General features: G+C 66.0%; 17 protein-coding genes. 7 read left to right on the top strand and 10 right to left on the bottom strand.

What is annotated here, in order from left to right; all coding sequences use genetic code 11:
• Positions 1–58: 58 nt before the first annotated feature.
• The 3 genes from RPPS3_RS01825 (at position 59) to RPPS3_RS01815 (ending at position 4,031) form a co-directional block, all read left to right on the top strand.
• The gene (locus RPPS3_RS01825; RefSeq protein WP_107342580.1) at positions 59–802 is read left to right on the top strand and encodes a sulfate transporter family protein; all 744 of its coding nucleotides are present in this window, start codon (positions 59–61) and stop codon (positions 800–802) included.
• A 594-nt stretch (positions 803–1,396) separates the two neighbouring features.
• Positions 1,397–2,338: an alpha/beta fold hydrolase BchO gene (gene bchO / locus RPPS3_RS01820; RefSeq protein WP_234820260.1), complete on the top strand. Its 942-nt coding sequence runs from the start codon at positions 1,397–1,399 to the stop codon at positions 2,336–2,338.
• Positions 2,339–2,465: 127 nt separating this feature from the next.
• Entirely contained in the window at positions 2,466–4,031 is a 1,566-nt protein-coding gene (locus RPPS3_RS01815) for a S10 family peptidase (protein ID WP_107346385.1), read from the top strand.
• Positions 4,032–4,145: 114 nt separating this feature from the next.
• On the opposite strand, the gene nth is transcribed toward RPPS3_RS01815, so the two are convergent.
• Positions 4,146–4,916, bottom strand: a complete 771-nt coding sequence (nth, locus tag RPPS3_RS01805) for an endonuclease III (protein ID WP_107342578.1) — start codon at positions 4,914–4,916, stop codon at positions 4,146–4,148.
• Between the two features lie 22 nt (positions 4,917–4,938).
• On the opposite strand from nth, the gene RPPS3_RS01800 reads away from it, so the two are divergent.
• The 3 genes from RPPS3_RS01800 to gpmI all read left to right on the top strand — a co-directional run bounded on the left by RPPS3_RS01800 (position 4,939) and on the right by gpmI (position 8,007).
• On the top strand, positions 4,939–5,454 hold the full coding sequence (locus tag RPPS3_RS01800) for a DUF2244 domain-containing protein (protein ID WP_107342577.1): 516 nt from the start codon (positions 4,939–4,941) through the stop codon (positions 5,452–5,454).
• 50 nt (positions 5,455–5,504) lie between these two features.
• On the top strand, positions 5,505–6,401 hold the full coding sequence (locus tag RPPS3_RS01795) for a methylated-DNA--[protein]-cysteine S-methyltransferase (protein WP_107346384.1): 897 nt from the start codon (positions 5,505–5,507) through the stop codon (positions 6,399–6,401).
• A gap of 91 nt (positions 6,402–6,492) precedes the next feature.
• Positions 6,493–8,007 (top strand): 2,3-bisphosphoglycerate-independent phosphoglycerate mutase, encoded by a 1,515-nt coding sequence (gene gpmI / locus RPPS3_RS01790; RefSeq protein WP_107342576.1) that lies wholly within the window; start codon positions 6,493–6,495, stop codon positions 8,005–8,007.
• Positions 8,008–8,087: 80 nt separating this feature from the next.
• Here gpmI and dapB read toward each other — a convergent pair whose 3' ends face one another.
• The 7 genes from dapB to dnaK form a co-directional block, all read right to left on the bottom strand.
• A complete protein-coding gene (gene dapB, locus RPPS3_RS01785) occupies positions 8,088–8,903 on the bottom strand; it encodes a 4-hydroxy-tetrahydrodipicolinate reductase (RefSeq protein ID WP_107342575.1) in 816 nt (271 codons plus the stop codon).
• Positions 8,904–8,997: 94 nt separating this feature from the next.
• Positions 8,998–9,306 (bottom strand): DUF1330 domain-containing protein, encoded by a 309-nt coding sequence (locus RPPS3_RS01780; protein WP_107342574.1) that lies wholly within the window; start codon positions 9,304–9,306, stop codon positions 8,998–9,000.
• A 24-nt stretch (positions 9,307–9,330) separates the two neighbouring features.
• Positions 9,331–10,044, bottom strand: coding sequence for an orotidine-5'-phosphate decarboxylase (gene pyrF / locus RPPS3_RS01775; protein WP_107342573.1), 714 nt, complete (start codon positions 10,042–10,044; stop codon positions 9,331–9,333).
• 7 nt (positions 10,045–10,051) lie between these two features.
• The gene (locus RPPS3_RS01770) at positions 10,052–10,633 is read right to left on the bottom strand and encodes an NADPH-dependent FMN reductase (RefSeq protein ID WP_107342572.1); all 582 of its coding nucleotides are present in this window, start codon (positions 10,631–10,633) and stop codon (positions 10,052–10,054) included.
• Positions 10,634–10,740: 107 nt separating this feature from the next.
• Complete coding sequence (locus RPPS3_RS01765) at positions 10,741–11,346, bottom strand: class I SAM-dependent methyltransferase (protein ID WP_107342571.1); 606 nt, start codon at positions 11,344–11,346, stop codon at positions 10,741–10,743.
• A 93-nt stretch (positions 11,347–11,439) separates the two neighbouring features.
• Positions 11,440–12,579: a molecular chaperone DnaJ gene (dnaJ, locus tag RPPS3_RS01760; protein ID WP_011155902.1), complete on the bottom strand. Its 1,140-nt coding sequence runs from the start codon at positions 12,577–12,579 to the stop codon at positions 11,440–11,442.
• A gap of 216 nt (positions 12,580–12,795) precedes the next feature.
• Positions 12,796–14,691 carry a molecular chaperone DnaK gene (gene dnaK / locus RPPS3_RS01755; RefSeq protein WP_107342570.1) on the bottom strand — a complete coding sequence of 632 codons (1,896 nt, stop codon included), beginning with the start codon at positions 14,689–14,691 and terminating at the stop codon, positions 12,796–12,798.
• Positions 14,692–15,025: 334 nt separating this feature from the next.
• On the opposite strand from dnaK, the gene RPPS3_RS01750 reads away from it, so the two are divergent.
• Entirely contained in the window at positions 15,026–15,967 is a 942-nt protein-coding gene (locus RPPS3_RS01750) for a hypothetical protein (RefSeq protein WP_107342569.1), read from the top strand.
• A 106-nt stretch (positions 15,968–16,073) separates the two neighbouring features.
• Here RPPS3_RS01750 and grpE read toward each other — a convergent pair whose 3' ends face one another.
• Both grpE and hrcA read right to left on the bottom strand, forming a co-directional pair.
• Complete coding sequence (gene grpE / locus RPPS3_RS01745) at positions 16,074–16,697, bottom strand: nucleotide exchange factor GrpE (RefSeq protein ID WP_107342568.1); 624 nt, start codon at positions 16,695–16,697, stop codon at positions 16,074–16,076.
• 90 nt (positions 16,698–16,787) lie between these two features.
• A complete protein-coding gene (gene hrcA, locus RPPS3_RS01740; RefSeq protein WP_107342567.1) occupies positions 16,788–17,876 on the bottom strand; it encodes a heat-inducible transcriptional repressor HrcA in 1,089 nt (362 codons plus the stop codon).
• Between the last annotated feature and the right edge of the window lie 78 nt (positions 17,877–17,954).

Genomic DNA, 17,954 nt, shown 5'->3' with positions numbered 1-17,954 from the left:
GAACATCGGCGCGGTCTCTACCTGTTCGAGGCTGTTTTTCCGGGACGAGGACGCCGCCATGCTCGACGCCGCCATCAAGGCGCTGACCCAGATTCTGTCGCCGCCGATGCGCTCGATCCTGTGGCGCTCGGTCGGCTTCGCGCTGGCGTTGATCGCGGTCGCGGCGGTCGGATTGCAGCGGCTGCTGAGCTGGCTGGCAAGCTCCAGCGAGATCTGGGCCGAAGCCACGCTGGGCGGCTTCCACACCCCGCTGAACATCCTGTCGTGGATTGTGTCGATCGCGGCGGGGCTCGGCATCGTGGTCGGCGCGGTGTTCCTGATGCCCGCGGTGACATCTCTGGTGGCCGGCATTTTCGTCGACGAGGCCGCCGAGCACGTCGAGCGCGAATTCTATCCGCACGAAGCGCCGGGCGTCGCGCTGCCGATTGGGCTCGCCACCTGGGAAACGGTGAAGACCGCGCTGCTGACCATCCTGGTGTATCTGGTGGCGCTGCCGTTCCTGTTCGTCGCCGGCGCCGGCGCGATCGTGTTCTTCGTCGCGACCGCCTGGCTGCTCGGCCGGGAATATTTCGAACTCGCCGCAATGCGTTTCCGACCAGCGCCGGAAGCCAAGGCGATGCGGCGCGACAACGCCACCACGGTGTTCATCGGCGGACTTGTCATCGCCGCCTTCGTGTCGATCCCGATCGTCAACCTGGCGACGCCGCTGTTCGGCATGGCCTTCATGGTCCATCTGCACAAGCGGCTGTCGGGATCGCGGCCCGAGGTGCTGGCGCCGGACCGGCGCAGCATGCTGCAGTAAGAGAAGCGGCGCCGAACGTTAGTCGGTGCGCGCCACGCCGCGCAGCTTGCGGCGAACCGCGGACGACACCTCCTGCACGGCGCCGCCGACGATCATCATCAGGAAATTCGCAAGGTGAGACATCTTCATCGCTGAGCACTCCTGGCGGGCATTGCGCCGCGCGCGGCACCAACGCCCTTTCAGATTTGAACCTGGACGATCTTGCGATCGTTCCAAGTTGCGATGAAGTATCAGGTCGTTTTCGTCGGCAGGATGCACAAAAGAGATCGTCGCCCGAGATAATCGGTCATGTGTCGGCCGGAGCTGACACTCGGCGTCAAGCTAACACGACGCAGAGATGATGAGTTAAGCTTGGTGTCGGGCTAACTTGACGAAGCGATTGTCAACCTCGCGCAGGGCTCACTCCGAGCTGTTAGTTGCATTCCCGTCGACGCTCTCTGTCTTTCCGCACTAATTACCATTCTGCAATTGTGAGGCGCGAAATCGATTCGCCGCAGGAACTCTGCGGCGGGGCTGCGTTTGTCCGTGTGCGCCAGTTTGCTTCCGGCGCCATGGAGGCGATCAGCTTTGGTCCTTCATCCCGCGCGCGATACTCTGCAGACCTCTTCGCCGAGGCTTCCCTCACCACGGCATCCTCCAAAGCCTGATTGGCAGCGTGACGGCGGCGATTGGCCTCACCGCGACAGCAGCCGCTTCGTCGAAGCCGCGGGTCTGCGTTGGCACGTGCAGCAGATCGGCCGCGGGCCGACGTTGCTGCTGCTGCACGGCACCGGCGCGGCGACGCATTCGTGGCGCGATCTGGCGCCGCTCCTCGCGGAGCACTTCACGGTGATCGCACCCGATCTTCCCGGTCACGGCTTCACCGAGACGCCGGAGCGCGGACGGATGTCACTGGATGCGATGGCCGCGGATATCGCCGCACTTCTGGGCACGCTGGGGCAACGTCCGGCGCTGGTGGCGGGACATTCGGCCGGCGTCGCAGTGCTGGCGCGGATGTGCCTCGACGGTCTGATCGCGCCGTCGGGTCTCGTCAGCCTCAACGGCGCGCTGCTGCCGATCGGCGGACGCGCCGGGCGCTGGATGCTGCCGCTCGCCAGAGTGCTGGCGGGCAGCGCAATGGTGCCGCGGCTGGTGGCGCGGTTCGCGCGCACGAAGGGCATGGTGGAGCGGATGATCGCCGACACCGGCTCCTCGCTTCAGCCGGACGGCATCGAGCTGTATCGCGGGCTGGTCTGCAGCCCGGGTCATGTTGCGGCGGCACTCACCATGATGGCGAGCTGGCGGCTGGAGCGCCTCGCCGCGGAGCTGCCGCGGCTGACGCCGCGCCTGTTGCTGGTCGCCGGCAGCAACGACAAGACGATCGCGTCGACGGATGCCGAGCGGGTGCAAGCGATGGTCCCCGCCGCCCGCAGCGTGATCATGCCGGGCCTCGGCCACCTCGCGCACGAAGAACGTCCGCAGGACGTCGCCGGCCTGATGATCGAATTCGCCCGCGAGCTCGGCGCGCTGCCGGCGGCGCTCGCCGCGGCGGAGTGACGCTGGCGGCCGCACCGGCCGCAGCGTCGCCAAACTGACGCAGTCCTGCGCTCAGAGTCGGTCCCGACGATTTCAAGCCCATGCCCAACGCTGCGGTGACGCCGCGGCGTTGCCGAAGGAGATGTCGATGCCGCTGTCGCCCCGGTCCGCCGTGACCGCCTCGATGTTGATCGCAGCGCTGGCGCTGCCGCAGCTCGGCTCGAGCGCCCTCGCCCAAGAGGCGCGGCCCGCAGCACCGCACGCCGATCGGGCGAAATCAGCTGCGGAGCAGACCGACACGGTCGCAAGCAGAGCCGAGGCCTCGCCGGCCCGCGCCGAACTCAACAGCCTGCCGCCGGACGTCACCACCAAGCACAGTCTGGCGTTGCCGGGGCGGACTCTGGCGTTCACCGCCACCGCCGGCTCGATCCGGCTGTACAACGGCAAGGGCGAGCCGCAGGCCGATATCGCCGTCACCACCTACAAGCTCGACGGCGCCGATCCGCGCACCCGGCCGGTGACGTTCCTGTTCAATGGCGGCCCCGGCGCATCCTCGGCTTGGCTGCAGCTCGGCGCCGCCGGACCGTGGCGGCTGCCGATCGGCAGCAGCGTGGTGGCGTCGTCGCCGCCGGTGCTGCAGGCCAATGCGGAGACCTGGCTCGACTTCACCGATCTGGTGTTCATCGATCCGGTCGGCACCGGCTATAGCCGTTTCGTCGCCAGCGGCGACGAGGTGCGCAAGCACTTCTATGCAGTCGAGGGCGACATCTCGGCGATGGCGGTGGTGATCCGGCGCTGGCTGGAGAAGAACGACCGGCTCGCTTCGCCGAAATATCTGGCCGGCGAAAGCTACGGCGGCATTCGCGGACCGAAGGTGGTGGACAATCTGCAGACCAAGCAGGGCGTCGGCGTCAACGGTCTGATCCTGGTATCGCCGGTGCTCGACTTCCGCGACCTGTCCGGCTCCAGCCTGCTGCAATATGCGGCGCGGCTGCCGTCGATGACCGCGGTGGCGCGGCAGCAGAAGGGCAAGGTAACCCGCGCCGACCTCGCCGATGTCGAGAGCTACGCGCGCAGCGAATTCCTCACCGACCTGGTCAAAGGCGAAGCCGACAAGGAAGCGACCACGCGGCTCGCCGACCGCGTCTCTGCGCTGACGGGAATCGACAAGACGGTGAGCCGGCGATTGGCCGGACGGTTCGACACCCGCGAATTCCAGCGTGAGTTCGACCGCGATCGCGGCCGGGTCACCGGACGGTTCGACGGCGCCAAACTCGGGCTCGATCCGTTCCCGGATTCCAGCGGCTCGCATTTCGGCGATCCGTCGGCAGATTCGCTAATCGCACCGCTCACCAGCGCGGCCGTGCAGCTGACCCGCTCGACGCTGAACTGGAAGCCGGACGGCTCGTACGAACTGCTGAATGGCTCAGTCGCCGAACAATGGGATTTCGGCCGCGGCCGGCAGCCGCTGGAATCGACCACGCAGCTCCGCGAGATCCTCAGCGTCGACCCGAGCCTGCAGGTGCTGGTGACCGGTGGCCTGTTCGATCTCGCCGCGCCGTATTTCGGCACCCAGATGGTGCTCGATCAGTTGCCGCCGACGCTGGCCGAGAAGCGCGTGAAGTTCGTCGTCTATCCCGGTGGCCACATGTTCTACGCCGACGACGCCGCACGGCAATCGCTGCACGACGAAGTCAAAGCGATGATGAAGTAGTCGCGCGGCAATTCCACCTTCGTCATTGCGAGCGTAGCGAAGCAATCCAGAGCCCGGTGCACCGATCTGGATTGCTTCGTCGCTTCGCTCCTCGCAATGACGATAGAACCCGAACTAGCTCACCGTCTTCTCCGGCCAGCGGCACAGATCGTTGATCAGGCAGACCTCGCAGCGCGGCTTGCGGGCGAGGCAAGTGTAGCGGCCGTGCAGGATCAGCCAATGGTGGGCGTGCTGCATGAATTCGGCCGGGATCACCCGCTCCAGTTCAAGCTCCACCGCGAGCGGCGTTTCGCCCGGCGCCATGCCGGTGCGATTACCAACCCGGAACACATGGGTATCGACCGCCATGGTCGGCTGACCGAACGCCATGTTCAGCACTACATTGGCGGTCTTGCGGCCGGCGCCGGGCAGCGTCTCGAGCTCCTCGCGCGTATTCGGCACCTCTCCGCCAAAGTCGGTGATCAGCTTTTGCGACAGCGCAATCACGTTCTTCGCCTTGGTGCGAAAAAGACCAATGGTCTTGATGTACTCGCGCAGCCGGTCCTCGCCGAGCGCCAGCATCTTCTGCGGCGTGTCGGCGACCGCGAATAGCGGCCGCGTCGCCTTGTTGACGCCGGCGTCGGTCGCCTGCGCCGAGAGGACGACCGCAACCAGCAGCGTGAACGGATTGAGATGCTCAAGTTCGCCCTTCGGCTCCGGGTTGGCCTTGGCGAAGCGGCTGAACGCCTCATGCACTTCGGCTGCGCTCCAGCGGCGCGGGGACTTGCCGCGGCGCCCCGCCGGCTTGGCAGGCGCTGACTTCGGCTTTGCGGCTGCGATGCGCTTGGCGGGTTTGGCAGGGGGCGTCGCAGGTGGCTTGGCGGGGCGGCGGGTGGTTTTCGGCATGGGTGAGGTATAATATTCCGCTATGGCGACAGAACCCGATCTTGATCCGGATTCGAGAGAGCCGAAACTGTTTTCGGCGCGGCTGAAGCCGCATCGCGCCTTGAGTCACAACGGATTTCTGATCCTGATCGGGCTGGTCGGCACCGCCAGCTTCGCCGCCGGGCTGGCGTTCTGGTTGATGGGCGCTTGGCCGGTGTTCGGCTTCTTCGGGCTGGACGTGCTGGCGCTCGCTTTCGCCTTCAAGGTGAGCTTCGCGCGCGCGCGGGCCAGCGAGGAAATCTCGATGACCTGCAGCGAATTGCGGGTCCGCCGCACCTCGGCGCGCGGCGAAGTCGCCGAATGGGTGCTGAACCCGCTGTGGGTACGGCTGGAAAAGATCGACCACCACGAGGCCGGCATCGAGCGGCTTTATTTGGTTTCCTCCGGCCGGCGGCTGGCGATCGCCAGCTTCCTTGGCGCGGAAGAAAAAGCGAACTTCGCCAAAGCGTTGATGGCCGCCCTCGACGCCGCGCGGCGCGGTCCGTTGTACCCGGCCTGAGACCAGGAAATCGGGTGGCGGCGCGCGCCGCGGCGGGTAACATCGGCGGTATGATGAACCTCGCCCTTGCCGACCACCAGCTGATCAAACCCGGTGCCCGCGATTCCGCGCTGGCCGATTACGACTGCGTGCGGCGCGCGATCGCCTTCATCTCGCAGAAATGGAAGGCGCAGCCCACCATCGAGGCGATCGCCGAGGCCGCCGGGCTGACGCCCGACGAGCTGCACCATCTATTCCGGCGTTGGGCCGGGTTGACGCCGAAGGCGTTCATGCAGGCGCTGACGCTCGACCACGCCAAGTCGCTGCTGCGCGATTCCGCCAGCGTGCTCGACGCCGCCTTGGCATCCGGCCTGTCCGGCCCCGGCCGGCTGCACGATCTGTTCGTCACCCACGAGGCGATGTCGCCGGGCGAATGGAAGAGCGGCGGCGCCGGGCTCAGCCTGCGCTACGGATTCCATCCGTCGCCGTTCGGCACAGCGGTGATCATCGCGTCGGATCGCGGCCTTGCCGGTCTTGCCTTCGCCGATCCCGGCGAGGAGCAGGCAGCGCTGCTCGATCTGCAACAGCGCTGGCCGCGCGCGCTCAGCGTGCCGGACCAGGAGGCGACCGCTCCGCTGGCGCAACGGATCTTCGATCCGGCGCAGTGGCGCGCCGAGCAGCCGCTGCGGGTGGTGCTGATCGGCACCGACTTCGAAGTGCGGGTGTGGGAGACGCTGCTGAAGATCCCGCTCGGCAAGGCGGTTTGCTACTCGGACATCGCCGCCAAGATCAGCCTGCCGAAAGCCTCGCGCGCCGTCGGCGCGGCGGTCGGCAAGAACCCGATCTCGTTCGTGGTGCCGTGCCATCGCGCGCTCGGCAAGGGCGGCGCGCTCACCGGCTATCACTGGGGCCTGACCCGCAAGCAGGCGATGATCGGCTGGGAAGCCGGGCAACTCAGGGCCGATTGAGCTGCAGGCCTAACCCGATTGACGGGGGCGGGTCGCGACCATAGGTGTGAGGGGCGCTGAGGCGCCCCCTACATCCAGGAAAGTTGTTGCCATGCAGTCCCGCCGCCCCGTGATGCTCGTGATTCTCGATGGCTGGGGGTGGCGCGAGGACCCGGCGGACAACGCCGTGCTGCAGGCCAAGACGCCGACCTTCGACGCGCTCTGGACCAACGGCCCGCACGCGTTTCTGCGCACCTCCGGCAAATCGGTCGGACTGCCGAACGGCCAGATGGGCAACTCCGAGGTCGGTCATCTCAACATCGGCGCCGGCCGCGTGGTGATGCAGGATCTGCCGCGGATCAGCGACGCCATCGCCAGCGGCGAGATCGAGCGGGCGCCGGGTCTGGTGACGTTCATCGAAAAATTGCGCGCCAGCGGCGGCACCTGCCATCTGATGGGCCTCGTCTCGCCCGGCGGCGTGCATTCGCACCAGGACCACGCCTGCGCCCTGGCCCGGATCCTGACCAAGGCCGGCGTACCGACGGTGCTGCATGCCTTCACCGACGGCCGCGATACACCGCCGAAGTCCGCGGTCGACGATATCGCCCGGCTGCGCGCCGACCTGCCGCCGAATGTGCCGATCGCGACCGTCAGCGGCCGCTATTATGCGATGGACCGCGACAACCGCTGGGAGCGGGTGTCCAAGGCCTATGGGGTGATCGCCGATGCTGACGGGCCGCGATTTGCTAACGCCGACGCGGTGATCGCCGACGGCTATGCGGCCGGGGTGAACGACGAGTTCATCGTGCCCGCCGTCGTCGGTGACTATCAGGGCATGCGCGATGGCGACGGCGTGCTGTGCTTCAACTTCCGCGCCGACCGGGTGCGCGAGATCCTTGCCGCCTTGCTCGATCCCGCTTTCGCCGGCTTCCAGCGCAAACAGGTGAAGAAGATCGCGGCCGCCGTCGGCATGACGCAGTACTCGACCGCACTTGATGCGCTGATGGGTACGATCTTCCCGCCGCAAAGCCTGGTGAACGGCCTCGGCCAGGTGGTCGCCGACGCCGGCCTGCATCAGCTCCGGATGGCGGAGACGGAGAAATATCCGCACGTCACTTACTTCCTGAATGGCGGCGAGGAAGTGCCTTATCCGGGCGAAGATCGGATCATGGTGCCGTCGCCGAAGGTCGCAACCTACGATCTGCAGCCGGAAATGTCGGCGCCGGAGCTCGGCGACAAGGCCGTCGCCGCGATCGAGTCCGGCAAGTACGACCTGATCGTCCTCAACTTCGCCAATCCGGACATGGTCGGCCACACTGGCAGCCTGCCGGCGGCGATCAAGGCGGTCGAGACCGTCGACACCCAGCTCGGCCATATCGTCGCGGCGATCCGCAAGGCCGGCGGTGCGCTGCTGGTCACGGCCGACCACGGCAATTGCGAGATGATGCGCGATCCGGAAACCGGCGGCCCGCACACCGCGCACACCACCAATCCGGTGCCGGTACTGCTGGTCGGCGACAACGGCCCCCTGAGCGACGGCCAGCTCTCCGACCTCGCCCCGACCCTGCTGAAGCTGATGGAATTGCCGCAGCCGGCCGAGATGACCGGCAAATCGCTGATCGGCTAGGATTGATCGAGCGCAGCAGCGCTGCGAGGGGCGGGCCGAACGGCCCGCCTCAGTAAACGCTCAACTAATCGACGCGGACTTCAGATGTCGCCGAGGCCGAGCACGTCGGCCATCGAGTACAAGCCTGGCTTCTTGTCCTTGGCCCAGCGTGCTGCCGTCAGCGCGCCGTGGGCGAAGATCATGCGATCTTCGGCCTTGTGGGTGAGTTCGATCCGCTCCGAGGCGCCGGCGAAGATCACCGTATGATCGCCGGTGACGGTGCCGCCGCGCAGTGACGCAAAGCCGATATCGCCGGGCTTGCGGGCGCCGGTGAGGCCGTCGCGGCCGCGAGCCGAATGGGTCGCGAGATCGATCTTGCGGCCGGCCGCCACCGCTTCACCGAGCAGCAGCGCCGTGCCGGACGGCGCATCGACCTTGGCGCGGTGATGCATCTCGACGATCTCGATGTCGAAGCTGTCGTCGAGCGACTGCGCGACGCGCTTGGCGATCGCCGCCAGCAGATTGACGCCGAGGCTCATATTGCCGGACTTCACCACCACGGCGCGATTGGTGACGCTCTGGATCACCGCATTATCAGAGGCCGACAGTCCGGTGGTGCCGATGATGTGGGCGATGCCGCGCTGCGCCGCGATCGCCACATTGGCGATGGTGGCCTGCGGCACGGTGAAATCGACAATGCCGTCGGCATTCGCCGACAGCGACCACAGGTCGGCCGACAGCAGCACACCGTTGGCGGACAGGCCGGCGAGGGTGCCGGCATCCTTGCCGAGCAGCTCGGAATTCGGCGACTCCAGAGCGCCCGTCAGCACCACGCCCTCGGTCTCGCTAATGGCGCGGGTCAGCGCCCGGCCCATGCGGCCACCGGCTCCGGCAACGATCAGGCGCATATCGGACATCGGCTGAGCATCCTTTTTCAATGCCGCGGTATAGCCGCCGGCCCCGCGTCCGGCAACTGACCGAGCGCTGGGGCGGCGGCGTTTCGTCTCGACGTTAGGACGGCTGCGGCCCGTCATAACCCTCGATGATGACCAGTTCGCCCTGCGAGAACGGCGAGCGCGCCTTGATCAGCGCCTGATACTCCGGCGAGTGGTAGCAGGCGAGCGCCGTCTCGTAGTCCTTGAATTCGATCACCACGTTGCGCGATCGCGCCGGCCCTTCATTGGCCTCGAACGTGCCGCCGCGCACCAGAAATTTGGCGCCGTATTTGGCGAACACCGCGCCGTTATGGGCGACGTAGTCGCGCTTGTAGCCGTCGAGGTCGTGCACGTCCATCCGCGCCACCCAGTAGCCCTTGGGCATCTCAAAACTCTCCGTTGTTGTTTGTTATGATCCGCGTGCGGCGGCGATCTCGGCGACGATCGCATCGGCAGCGGCCTTGGGATCGGGCGCGTCCAGCACCGGCCGGCCGACCACCAGATAGCTGGCGCCGGCAGCGATCGCCTTAGCAGGCGTCATGATCCGCTTCTGATCGCCGGCCGCTGCGCCTGCGGGGCGAATGCCCGGCGTCACCAGATCCATCTCGGGTCCGACGATGCCGCGCAGATGCGCGGCTTCTTCCGGTGAACAGACCAGACCGTCGACGCCGATCGCCTGCGCCTGGCGGGCGCGGGCTTCGACCAGATCGCGCACGCCGAACCGATAGCCGGCGTCCGCCAGATCGCGGTCGTCGTACGACGTCAGCACGGTGACGGCGAGGATCTTCACCTTGGAGGAGCCGCGAGCCTCGACCGCGGCCTTCATGGTCTGCGGATAGGCATGGACTGTGAGGAAGCTGGCGCCGAGATGGCTCAGACTTTCGACGCCGCGCGCAACGGTGTTGCCGATGTCGTGCAACTTGAGGTCGACGAACACCTTCTTGCCGGCGCCGACCAGCGCGCGGGCCAGCGGCAGTCCGCCCGCATAAGCGAGCTGATAGCCGATCTTGTAGAAGCCGACGCTGTCGCCGAGCCGGTCGACCATCGCTTCCGCGACACGAATATCGGGCAGATCGAGCGCGACGATCAGCCGGTCGCGGTCAGGGGTGTCGGCTGGCGCCATGAACTCGTTACCTCATCATCTGCTGGGCGAAATCGATCAGTTGCCGCACCATCGCTTGCAGGGCGGCGATGTCGGCCGGGTGCTTGAGCCGGTCGTTGTCGTCATAAGCCTCGTGGGCGAACGACAGCGTGAGCTGATTGGGAATGACGGGGGCCCTGCAGCCGGACAGGATCAGCCGCAACGCGGCGAGGCAGCGCGCACCACCGAGCTTGCCTTCGGAGGCTGCGGCGAGCGCAAAGGCGCGGTCGCGAAACACCTGCCCCTGGGTCTCATGCGGATCCTCGACCCGCGACACCCAGTCGATCGCGTTTTTGAGCAGCGGCGGCGGCGCCGAATTGTATTCGGGACTGACGATCAGCACGCCATGGTGCGCGCCGATCATCCGCTTCAGGCCAACGGCGTTCTTCGGCACGCCGGATTTCGCCTCGAAGTCGGCGTCGTAGATCGGCAGCTGATAGTCGGCGAGCGACAGCCAGGTGGTGTCGATATCGGCCCGGGCGAATTCATGCGCGGCAGCGGCCGCCAGCCGCACATTGTGCGAGCCGGTGCGCAGCGAACCGGGAATGATCAGGATCTTGACCGCGGACATGGCCCGGTATCCCCCAGCGCGCCGCCGCGATCAAGGGCGGGCGGGGTGATCGCGAACCAAGTGCTGTCAGCAAATCAGAGAAGTCGGAGCTTTGAACCGGCGGCGCGTCAGCGCTTGCGGTAAACCCAGACACGGGCGGGCGGAACGTTCATCCAGATCCGCTCGGAGCCCTCGGTCGACACGCCGGGCAGCGACTTCGGGATCGGAGGGGCCACCGAATAGGTGAATTGCACGAACGGCGCGCCGGGTTCGAGCAGCGTGAACGCATCGCGGATCAGTTTCATCCGCGTCAGCATCGGCTTGGTCACCAGCGGCAGACCGGACACGACCGCAGTTGCCGGGACCTCGAGCGCGTCCCACAGAGAGTCGCGCAGCCGGTAAGCATCGCCCTGCACGACTTTGGCGAGCGGAAAGCGCTCGCGCAGCAGCGCGCAGAAGCCGGGATCAAATTCGAGCAGAACCAGACGTTTCTGGTCGACACCATGCTCCACCAGCGCGCTGGTAATCGCGCCGGTCCCAGGCCCAAGTTCGACGACCGGCCCATCGGATTGGATGTCGACGTATCGCGCCATGGTCCGGGCGAGCAGCTTGCCCGACGGCATCACCGCGCCCATGTGCAACGGCTTCTCAATCCAGGAGCGCAGAAAGCGAACCTCGTCGACAAGCGGACGGGGTGGCTTCTTGAACGCGCGAACGGACGACTGCAAAGCCATTCAGCTACCAACCGGGAAAACGCGGCCCAGTGTCAAATTTTTGTTACATCAACAAGTATAGGCCACACCCAGGCCGGTCAAGTTAGACGACCGTCAGGGAGCGCTCGCGCGGGAGCCAAAGAATTCTTTGACCTTCGAGAAGAAACCCACGGCCTCGGGCTGGGTTTCACCGGAGGACAATTTTTCGAACTCCGCCAGCAGTTCCTGCTGCTTCTTGGTGAGGTTCTGTGGCGTTTCGACGACCACCTGGACATACATGTCGCCGACCTGCCGCGAGCGCAGCACTGGCATGCCCTTGCCGGCGATGCGGAATCGGCGACCGGTCTGCGTGCCCGACGGGACTTTGACCTTGGTCTTACCACGATCGATCGTCGGCACTTCGAATTCGCCGCCAAGTGCTGCGGTCACCATCGAGATCGGCACGCGGCAATGCAGGTCGGCGCCGTCGCGCTGGAAGATGGCGTGGTTGGCCAGCGACAGGAAGATATAGAGGTCACCAGGCGGTCCGCCGCGCAGACCGGCTTCGCCTTCACCGGCCAGCCGGATCCGGGTGCCGTCTTCGACGCCCTGCGGAATGTTGACCGACAACGTCCGCTCCTTGGTGACGCGGCCGGAGCCGGTGCAGGACGGGCAGGGGTCTTCGATGGTCTGGCCGCGGCCCTGGCAACTCGGGCAGGTCCGCTCCAGCGTGAAGAAGCCCTGGGCCTGACGGACGCGGCCGGCGCCGCCGCAGGTCGAACAGGTCTTCGGCTTGGTGCCGGCCTTGGCGCCGGTGCCGGAGCACGCTTCGCAGGTGACCGAGACCGGAATTTCGATCTGCGCGGTCTTGCCCTTGAAGGCGTCCTCCAGGGTAATTTCCATGTTGTAGCGCAGGTCGGCGCCACGCTCGCGGCCGGTGCCGCGCCCGCGCTGCGCCGCCATGCCGAACAGATCTTCGAAGATGTCGGAGAACGACGAGGCAAAGCCCGCGCCGAACCCGGCGCCGCCGCCGAAGCCGCCCTGCTCGAACGCGGCGTGGCCGTAGCGGTCGTAGGCGGCGCGCTTATCGCCATCCTTGAGGACTTCGTAGGCTTCGTTGATCTCTTTGAACTTGATCTCGCACTGCGGGTCGCCCGGATTGCGGTCCGGGTGCCATTTCATCGCGAGCTTGCGGAAGGCGCTCTTCAGCGTCGAGTCGTCGGCGTTGCGCTCGACTTCGAGGGTTTCGTAGTAGCAACGCTTGGTAGTGGACATCCGTCAAACCTGCTGGAATTCGACCCGTTTGGCTCCGGGTGCGTGCAGCTTTCATGCCGGTGAAAGAACCGTTCCGAGGGAGCGTCCGCCACGGCCGGCGCCCAATCCCGAAACGGGATCGATACGCCTTACAAGACAACCCCCACCTGATGACCGCGGATGGCGTTCCTCAGATGGGGGCATGGTCCACGTCGCGTAGTCTCCGTCGGAGGTGACTTACGCCGACTTCTTCTTGTCGTCGTCGACTTCGGTGAACTCGGCGTCGACCACGTCGTCCTTACCGGCCTGCTGCGCAGCGCCGCCGGCTTCGGCCTGCTTGTACATCGCTTCGCCGAGCTTCATCGAAGCCTGCGCCAGCGTATTGCTCTTGGTCTTGATCGCCTCGGCGTCGTCGCCCTTCAGCGCTTCGCGCAGATCGCTCAGCGCGTCTTCGATGCTGCGGCGCTCGCCTTCGTCGATCTTCGAACCATGCTCGGCCAGCGCCTTCTCGGTGGAGTGCACCAGCGCGTCGGCGTGGTTCTTGGCGTCGACCGCTTCGCGGCGCTTCTTGTCTTCGGCCGCGTTGGCTTCGGCGTCCTTGACCATCTTGTCGATCTCGGAGTCGGACAGACCGCCAGAAGCCTGGATGCGGATCTGCTGCTCCTTGCCGGTCGCCTTGTCCTTGGCCGAGACGTTGACGATGCCGTTGGCGTCGATGTCGAACGTCACTTCGATCTGCGGCATGCCGCGCGGTGCCGGCGGAATGCCCATCAGGTCGAACTGGCCGAGCATCTTGTTGTCGGCCGCCATTTCACGCTCGCCCTGGAAGACCCGGATGGTGACCGCGTTCTGATTGTCTTCGGCGGTCGAGAACACCTGGCTCTTCTTGGTCGGGATCGTGGTGTTGCGATCGATGATGCGGGTGAACACGCCACCCAGCGTCTCGATGCCCAGCGACAGCGGGGTCACGTCGAGCAGCAGCACGTCCTTGACGTCGCCCTGCAGCACGCCGGCCTGGATCGCAGCGCCGATCGCCACGACTTCGTCCGGGTTGACGCCCTTGTGCGGCTCCTTGCCGAACAGCTGCTTCACCACTTCCTGGACCTTCGGCATGCGGGTCATGCCGCCGACCAGCACCACTTCGCTGATCTCACCGGCGGTGAGGCCGGCATCCTTCAGCGCCTTGCGGCACGGCTCGATGGTCTTCTGCACCAGATCGTCGACCAGCGCTTCGAACTTGGCGCGGGTCAGCTTCATGGTCAGATGCTTCGGACCGGACTGGTCCGCAGTGATGAACGGCAGGTTGATCTCGGTCTGCGTCGTCGACGACAGCTCGATCTTGGCCTTTTCGGCGGCTTCCTTCAGGCGCTGCAGCGCAAGCTTGTCCTTGCGCAGGTCGATGCCCTGCTCCTTCTGGAATTCGTCGGCGAGGTAGTTGACCAGACGCATGTCGAAGTCTTCACCGCCGAGGAAGGTGTCGCCGTTGGTCGACTTCACCTCGAACACGCCGTCGCCGATCTCCAGGATCGAGACGTCGAAGGTGCCGCCGCCGAGGTCGTACACCGCGATGGTGCCGGTCTTGGCCTTGTCGAGACCATAGGCCAGCGCGGCCGCGGTCGGCTCGTTGATGATGCGCAGCACTTCGAGACCGGCGATCTTGCCGGCGTCCTTGGTGGCCTGGCGCTGGGCGTCGTTGAAGTACGCCGGAACGGTGATGACGGCCTGATCGACTTTCTGGCCGAGATGCGCTTCCGCGGTCTCCTTCATCTTCTGCAGAATGAAGGCCGAGACCTGCGAGGGCGAATAGGTCTTGCCGTCGGCTTCGACCCAGGCGTCGCCGTTGGAAGCCTTGACGATCTTGTAGGGGACGAGACCCTTGTCCTTCTCGACCATCGGGTCGTCGTAGCGGCGGCCGATCAGGCGCTTGACTGCGAAGAAGGTGCGCTCGGGATTGGTGACCGCCTGACGCTTCGCCGGCTGGCCGACCAGACGCTCGCCGTCGTCGGTGATCGCGACGATCGACGGGGTCGTGCGCATACCCTCGGCGTTCTCGATGACTTTGGCAGACTTACCATCCATTACGGCAACGCACGAATTCGTGGTGCCGAGGTCGATACCAATGACCTTTCCCATGGTGTTCACATCCTTCTTTTTGCGGCGAGTTGGACGGGCCCTGACGGCGCACCGGTCCAAACCCCCTAAGAAAATTCACTTGCTCGCGATTTGGCGGCGGTGAGCCTGATATAGGAGGGGGGGTCGGGTCCGCAAGGACCGTGGCGGCGTTTCGATCACGAAAACATGGGCTTTACGAATCGTTACGAACCGCCTGCATAGCGCGCTGCGGCGCGGCTTGCCGGGCCGGCGCGCGCAGCGCATCATCGCGGTCGCCGGCCGTCCGATTTGCAGCACCAAACCCGGTCGAACCCGACCAAACAACGGCCTCAATGCAGCCCCAGGACAACTCGCCATGAGACAGATAGCGCGCTTGTTTGCGATTGCCCTGCTGTCGGCCGCCGCGACCAACGCGGTCGCCGCCGATGCGGTTTACCCACGCGGCATCCGGGTCGGCATCGTGCCGATGCCGGGGCTGAACCAGTCCACCGCCTTCCTGGGCTTTGAGTCCGCGGACCAGAGCGTCAAGGTGCTGGTCTCCGAGCTGCCGGGGCCGGCGTTCGATCAGATCGACGCGGCCTTCAAAGCCGCGCCCGAAGGCTCGCTCGGCAACGTCAAGCCGGAGAAGATCGAGACCGCCGCCGGCAACGGCTATTTCACCGCCGAAGACGCCGTGGTGGGGCCCGACAAGGTCCGCCGCTATTCGCTGATCGTGCCCGGCAGCAAGCTGTTTTCCGGCTACGTCGCCGTCCAGGTGCCGGCCACCGAGGCGAAGACCTACTCGGACGAGGCCGTCAAAAAGATGCTGTCGTCGGTGTCGGTGCGGCAGCAGGTGCCGATCGACGAGCAGGTCGCGCAGATGCCGTTCAAGATCCGCGAGCTCGGCGACTTCAAGACGGTGCGGACGTTGGCCCCCGGCGCTGCATTGCTGCTGACCGACGGCAACGAAGAGGCGGTCGAGACCGGTCCGTTCATGGTTCTCGGCCTGATCGGCTCGGTGCCGGAGAAGACCGACGACCGCGCCCGGTTCGCCCAGCAGGCGGCCGAAGCGATCCCCGGCCTGCGCGAGAGCAAGATCACGATGTCGGAGCCGATCCGGATCGACGGCGCGCCCGGATTCGAGACCCGGGTCACCGGCGTCAGCGGCAAGGACAATACGCCGGTGACCGTGGTGCAGTGGCTGCGCTTCGGCAGCGCCAATGTGGCGATGCGGGTGATCGGCTCGTCGCCGAAAGAGCAATGGGAAACCGCGTTTCCGCGCTTCCGCAAAGTGCGCGACGGTCTGCAGCCGCGCTGATCAAATGAAAAACGACGCGCAGGCGGCGCGTCGTTTTTAACTCTCAGAACAACGTTGAGGCTGATAGGCGGCGCGGCTCCGGCTCGCGCCGAAGCCGCAGCTCGCCTCAGTTGACGCTGCCGGTCTCGCTGCCGCCGTCGCTCGGCGCCGCCTTGGCGCCGCCCTTGGCGACACCGACCAGCGCCGGACGCAACACACGGTCACCGATCGTGAAGCCGGCCTGAACCACCTGCACCACGGTGCCGGCCGGCACCGACGGATCCGGCACTTCGTACATTGCCTGCTGGAAGTTCGGATCGAACTTCTGGCCCTTCGGGTCGAACTTCTTGACGCCGTTCTTTTCCAGCGCATTGAGCAGCGAGCGCTCGGTCAGCTCGACGCCCTCGATCAGCGCCTTCAGACCCGGCTCGGCATTGGCGCGGGCGTCGGCCGGCACCGCGTCGAGCGCGCGCTGCAGATTGTCGGCGATATCGAGCACGTCGCGCGCGAACGAGGTCACCCCATAGGTGCGCGCGTCGGCGACTTCCTTCTGGGTCCGCTTCCGCAGATTCTCCATTTCGGCGAGCGTCCGCAGCATCTTGTCGCGCGCGTCCGCAGCCTCACGCACCAGTGCCTCGTTCGATCCTTCTTCCGGGTCGTCCGGCATGATGTACGGCTTGGAAACGACCGGATCGGCGGCGGCCTGCGCCGTGTCCTGGTTGTTGTCCTTCTGTCCATCAGTCTCGGTCATCACGCTACCTTCTTGAAAAATCTCTGGATCGTTACGGGAGAGCTGGCCGGGATATCGTGGTTTGCGGCGCGAAAATCAAGTTTCGGAAAATCAGCCGCCGAGCATCCGGCTGACGATCCGCGCGGTGTAATCGACCATCGGGATCACCCGCGCATAGTTCAGCCGTGTCGGGCCGATCACGCCGAGCACCCCGACGATGTGGCCGGCGCCGTCGCTATAGGGCGCGATGATGGTGGACGAGCCCGACAGCGAGAACAGCTTGTTTTCCGAGCCGATGAATATCCGTACGCCGTCGGCGCTTTCGGCGCGGCCGAGCAGATCGATCACCCCACGCTTGGTCTCGAGGTCATCGAACAGCAGCCGCACCCGCTCCAGATCATCGAGCGCGTGCAGGTCTTCGAGCAGATTGGCGTGGCCGCGCACGATCAGCTGCCGGTCTTCGCCGTCACCGCCGGACCAGCTGGCGATGCCCGCCGCGATGACCTTCTGGGTGAGCTGATCGAGCTCGGCCTTGTTCTGAACCATCAGCGATTCGAGCTCGAGCCGGGCTTCGGCCAGCGTCCGGCCGCGAATCCGCGCGTTGAGATAATTGGCCGCCTCGATCAGCGCAGACGAAGGCACACCCGGCGGCAGCGTCAGCACCCGGTTCTCGACCTGACCGTCTTCGGCCACCAGGATCACCAGGGCACGCTCCGGCTCCAGCCGGACGAATTCGATGTGCTTGAGCCGGACGTTGGCCTTGGCGGTCAGCACCACCGCGGCGGCGCGCGTCAGGCCCGACAACCGCGTCAACGCCTCGCCGAGCGCGGCTTCGACCGTGTGGGCCCGCCCCACTGACGAAAGCTGCGCCTGGATCGACTGCCGCTCCGGCTCGGTCAGGTCGCCGACCTGCATCAGAGCGTCGACGAAGAACCGCAGGCCGAGTTCGGTCGGCAGCCGGCCGGCCGAAGTGTGCGGGGCGTAGATCAGGCCGAGCTGTTCGAGATCGGCCATCACGTTGCGCACCGAGGCCGGCGACAGCGGGACGGAAATCAGACGGGAAATGTTGCGGGAGCCCACCGGCTCACCGGTCGCGAGATAGCTTTCGACGATCTGACGAAAAATCTCCCGCGAGCGCTCGTTGAGCTGGGCAAGGCCGGCATTGGGCGCGATCAGGCCGATCGGGTCGTGCTGAGCCAAATTGTCCTCCGTAATCCCCTTAATTTGTCGTCGCTTCGGCCCGGTTACAAGCGGGGAGCGCATGGCTTTGGCCCGCAA

It is taken from the genome of Rhodopseudomonas palustris (genome assembly GCF_003031265.1).
GTDB lineage: Bacteria > Pseudomonadota > Alphaproteobacteria > Rhizobiales > Xanthobacteraceae > Rhodopseudomonas > Rhodopseudomonas palustris_H.
This window is presented reverse-complemented; position numbering and strand designations above follow the sequence as displayed.

Excerpts from the sequence above, each read along its gene's own strand:
- RPPS3_RS01825 (WP_107342580.1), top strand. The coding sequence starts at position 59 with ATGCTCGACGCCGCCATCAAGGCGCTGACCCAGATTCTGTCGCCGCCG.
- RPPS3_RS01815 (WP_107346385.1), top strand. The coding sequence starts at position 2,466 with ATGCCGCTGTCGCCCCGGTCCGCCGTGACCGCCTCGATGTTGATCGCA.
- nth (WP_107342578.1), bottom strand. The coding sequence starts at position 4,916 with ATGCCGAAAACCACCCGCCGCCCCGCCAAGCCACCTGCGACGCCCCCT.
- RPPS3_RS01800 (WP_107342577.1), top strand. The coding sequence starts at position 4,939 with ATGGCGACAGAACCCGATCTTGATCCGGATTCGAGAGAGCCGAAACTG.
- RPPS3_RS01795 (WP_107346384.1), top strand. The coding sequence starts at position 5,505 with ATGATGAACCTCGCCCTTGCCGACCACCAGCTGATCAAACCCGGTGCC.
- gpmI (WP_107342576.1), top strand. The coding sequence starts at position 6,493 with ATGCAGTCCCGCCGCCCCGTGATGCTCGTGATTCTCGATGGCTGGGGG.
- dapB (WP_107342575.1), bottom strand. The coding sequence starts at position 8,903 with ATGTCCGATATGCGCCTGATCGTTGCCGGAGCCGGTGGCCGCATGGGC.
- RPPS3_RS01780 (WP_107342574.1), bottom strand. The coding sequence starts at position 9,306 with ATGCCCAAGGGCTACTGGGTGGCGCGGATGGACGTGCACGACCTCGAC.
- pyrF (WP_107342573.1), bottom strand. The coding sequence starts at position 10,044 with ATGGCGCCAGCCGACACCCCTGACCGCGACCGGCTGATCGTCGCGCTC.
- RPPS3_RS01770 (WP_107342572.1), bottom strand. The coding sequence starts at position 10,633 with ATGTCCGCGGTCAAGATCCTGATCATTCCCGGTTCGCTGCGCACCGGC.
- RPPS3_RS01765 (WP_107342571.1), bottom strand. The coding sequence starts at position 11,346 with ATGGCTTTGCAGTCGTCCGTTCGCGCGTTCAAGAAGCCACCCCGTCCG.
- dnaJ (WP_011155902.1), bottom strand. The coding sequence starts at position 12,579 with ATGTCCACTACCAAGCGTTGCTACTACGAAACCCTCGAAGTCGAGCGC.
- dnaK (WP_107342570.1), bottom strand. The coding sequence starts at position 14,691 with ATGGGAAAGGTCATTGGTATCGACCTCGGCACCACGAATTCGTGCGTT.
- RPPS3_RS01750 (WP_107342569.1), top strand. The coding sequence starts at position 15,026 with ATGAGACAGATAGCGCGCTTGTTTGCGATTGCCCTGCTGTCGGCCGCC.
- grpE (WP_107342568.1), bottom strand. The coding sequence starts at position 16,697 with ATGACCGAGACTGATGGACAGAAGGACAACAACCAGGACACGGCGCAG.